Genomic DNA, 3,588 nt, shown 5'->3' on the forward strand with positions numbered 1-3,588 from the left:
TTGTTTCAATCTCTAATAGGGATTTTAGTTGATTGCGATCAAGGATTGCGATCGCATCTGGAATTCCAGGATGGTTTCAATCCCTAATAGGGATTTTAGTGGATTGCGATGTGCGATCGCTGCCCATCCACTTTTTAAATTACTCATGTTTCAATCCCTAATAGGGATTTTAGTGGATTGCGATGAGACGAAATTGAGGCAGCGATCGCTGAAGAGATGTTTCAATCCCTAATAGGGATTTTAGTGGATTGCGATCAATCATGTCCTTAGCAATGGTGAATATTTCCTCTCGTTTCAATCCCTAATAGGGATTTTAGTGGATTGCGATCGCAAGCTTTTGAAAGCTATGTGTTATTTGGTTTTCAAGGTTCAATAGCGCGAATGCGAAAATCATAACATAAGGACTGGCAATTGTGATAACTGTAAATAGCTGAAAGTCAGTTTATATAAGGTGCGCGGATGGTTTCAAGATGCTAAAGTCTCAAATCCTTGCAGCTACCACAATCTAGCCATTCTTGTAGTTCCCCCTTCACCAACACCTACCCATTCGCGCACTTAGCAAAAAAACTAGTATGATTATTTAAAAGTTTTACTTAGCAGCTAACATCTGTAAAATCTTTTCTACACGATCCAACTCTCCAACGATTCGCCGAATTGGATGAGGCCAAACCTTGACAAGGGTAGGAGTTGCAGAGACTTGATTGAGTTCTGCTTGTTCTGGATGACTTAAAACATCAATTACTTTCAGAGTATAAGGATGTCCGAGCGATCGCTCTAACAATTCGTGTAAATTTTGCAGAATGCGTTCAGTAGAACTGCTATGTCCGGCAACAAATAAGCGGAGAACATAGCCTTGGGTAATGGCTTCTTTTTTTTGTACTATTACTGGTTGGTGATATTTTGGCACAGGTTCAGAAAGGTCTAAACGGACAATTAAATCGTGATCCTCCCAAAGCTGCCCAAATGACGAACGATAGGTTGTTAACACCATGCGATCGCACAATCCCTCTTGCCAAGGAGCTGCTTGCCATACTAATTCCCCTGTGCCAAAAACAGCATTAAGCAAAGTTTGGTGTCTAATTACAGCCGGATAAGCTTCAGCAAAAGTTCGCACTTGTTGAGTGCGCGGATCTAACCAATTGTCAATAGTTGCAGTATAACAAGGCACTAAAAAGTGCGGTGGTTCTGGTAAATCTAGGATTTCTTGCAAAGCCGAGCACAAATGCAAATGCCATCGACCTTGCTTGCTAGGGTCGATGCAGTAAATTAAATCTCCTCCAGGTGTAAATAGCGCAATGCCTTTAAATAGCTGGGGTGTAGATAGTTTATTTGTCGTCAAGTTATTCACAGAGGTTAGGGAACTAAAAGTAAAAATTCTCTCTTTTACCTTTTACCTTAGCTATAACCTCAACCAGGATTGCAAAAATATTTGGGATTGGGGAGTAAAGAAGGGAATAGGGTAAAGGTTACAGGGTACAGATTATTCCCTATAACCTGTCACCTGTCACCGTCATTTACTTCTTATCCTTTTTATCTTCTGTTTGGGTACAGATTATTCCCTATAACCTGTCACCTGTCACCTCTACCCTAATTCCAATGCCCCAATCCTAAACTCGACCTCGGAGAAACTGTGCCATTTCGTTGGGAGTTGGTGACATTTCCAAAGCAGTTTCTTCAGTGATGCGTCCGTCTTGATAGAGATTGAGCAACGACTGATTCATCGTAATCATGCCGTCAAAGCCGGCTTGTTTCATCAACTCGCCAATTTCATCATACTTACCGTCTTTGATCCATTCTTTAATCGCCTCAGTATTGATCAGCACATCGTGGAAAGCAGCCCGCTTACCGTCAGTTGTGCGACACAAACCTTGAGCAATTACTGCCACTAAAGACTCAGAAATCGCCACCCGCATTGCATCCTGTTCATCACCAGAATAGAGGTTGAGAATCCGCTCAATGGTTTTGACCGCACTATTGGTGTGCAGGGTTCCCATGACTAAGTGACCAGTTTGAGCAGCTTTTAGAGCGGTATTAACTGTTTCCTTGTCCCGCATTTCCCCCACCAGAATCAAATCTGGGTCTTCCCGTAAAGCTGCTTTCAAAGCGTTGTCAAATTTCCGGGTATGCATTCCCACTTCCCGCTGTTTGACTAAGGACTTGCGGCTTTGATGGACAAATTCTATCGGGTCTTCAATGGTGATGATATGCTTGGCCATCTCCTTATTGATATAGTCAATCATCGCTGCCATTGTAGTGGACTTACCAGAACCAGTGGGCCCTGTTACCAAAATCAAACCTTTATGGTGATGACAAATATCTCGAAAAACCGGAGGTAATCTCAACTGTTCCATAGTTAAGATTTTTAGCGGAATCAACCGCAACACCATTGCAGGCCCTTTGAGGGAGCCAAAAACATTAATCCGCACACGAGCAAATTCGTATTGAGTTGCTCCGTCAAATTCTAAAGATTCTTCAAAGCGCTGAATTTCTCCCTCACTCATCACCTCCCGCAACCAACTCATAAAAGTTTCTTTATCTGTTTCTGGATAATCTCCTGATTGAATTTCTCCTCGGCTGCGGAAGCGGGGTGGTTCACCCACACCCAAGTGCAAGTCAGAATATCCTTGATCGTAAGCTTCTCTGATTAACTTCTCTAAAGTTACTTCTGGACTGCTGTTTTGAGGGCGAACTGAATTAGGTATTGGCGGTGGACTACCCGGACGATGACCTGAAACAGGCGGATTAGTGCCCCTATCCATTGACATATCGAGTGTTTGTGTCATCTGCCGCTGCGTACTAAAGGTTGGCGTTGGCGGTGGTGGTGGCGGCATTGGTGGCAAATTACGTGTGGCAGCAGAGTTAGAATTTAATGGAGACTGTGATTCTGTCATATATCTTCACATTTGGCAGTTAATAAAGTTGAATTAACGAGAAGTAAAGTCACTTGCTTTGATGACTTTTAGAGAATGCTTGTCTGCAAGCCTTAGCGGTGATAGAAGGCGATTGAAACTCTAGAACCACGGTCAATCTATTTCATCCACCTCAGTTGGTATCTTTTATTTACTAAGATTTCACTACTCAGAATATTTAGATAGATTATTTAACCTATCTAAACTGGTTTAACACACGTAATGACTGAAAAGACCTCAGCAAATATACATGGATTGAAAAGTATTTTTTAATGCTTTTGTTTTAAGGTAAATATTCTCATGACTTAGATGAGAAATTTATCCCAGGTATGGGCATGAATTGCCAGCAATTAACAGTACAAATACTAGGCAGTTCATTTATTCAGCCTGTCTAAGAATTATGAGAAAGACTACTAATTTTTATAAGAAATGTTAAGTTGAGTAGGAGCAAGATAGTGGGGATCGAGGTTAAAAGCTCATACCTTTTAGGTTCTATACCTGAAGGTAGATGCAGTAAACAACTTTTTTTAATAGATATAGACTTGAATTTATATCCATAATTACAAAAAACTAACTGTGAACTTTAGTAAACAAATGCTCATTTTTCCAATTAGTTTTTATATACTGGATTTCACTGAAACAATTCAGTTTACTCGCGAAAAGCGAGAAATTACTGAAA

Annotated in this window: 3 protein-coding genes; all 3 read right to left on the bottom strand. The window is 40.9% G+C overall.

Translation table 11 applies throughout. The annotated features are described in order from the left end of the window. Window positions 1–24: 24 nt before the first annotated feature. Window positions 25–147 carry a hypothetical protein gene (locus tag IQ229_RS24900; protein WP_409339943.1) on the bottom strand — a complete coding sequence of 41 codons (123 nt, stop codon included), beginning with the start codon at window positions 145–147 and terminating at the stop codon, window positions 25–27. A gap of 442 nt (window positions 148–589) precedes the next feature. Further along, complete coding sequence (locus tag IQ229_RS18230; protein WP_194046138.1) at window positions 590–1,348, bottom strand: circadian clock KaiB family protein; 759 nt, start codon at window positions 1,346–1,348, stop codon at window positions 590–592. Between the two features lie 259 nt (window positions 1,349–1,607). Beyond that, window positions 1,608–2,891 (bottom strand): type IV pilus twitching motility protein PilT, encoded by a 1,284-nt coding sequence (locus tag IQ229_RS18235; RefSeq protein ID WP_194046140.1) that lies wholly within the window; start codon window positions 2,889–2,891, stop codon window positions 1,608–1,610. Window positions 2,892–3,588: the final 697 nt, after the last annotated feature.

Origin of the sequence: Nostoc cf. edaphicum LEGE 07299, from assembly GCF_015207245.1 — a bacterium.
In the GTDB taxonomy this organism is placed as follows: Bacteria; Cyanobacteriota; Cyanobacteriia; order Cyanobacteriales; family Nostocaceae; genus Nostoc; species Nostoc edaphicum_B.

Coding starts and splice junctions, on each gene's coding strand:
- IQ229_RS24900 (WP_409339943.1), bottom strand. CDS start 147: ATGAGTAATTTAAAAAGTGGATGGGCAGCGATCGCACATCGCAATCCA.
- IQ229_RS18235 (WP_194046140.1), bottom strand. CDS start 2,891: ATGACAGAATCACAGTCTCCATTAAATTCTAACTCTGCTGCCACACGT.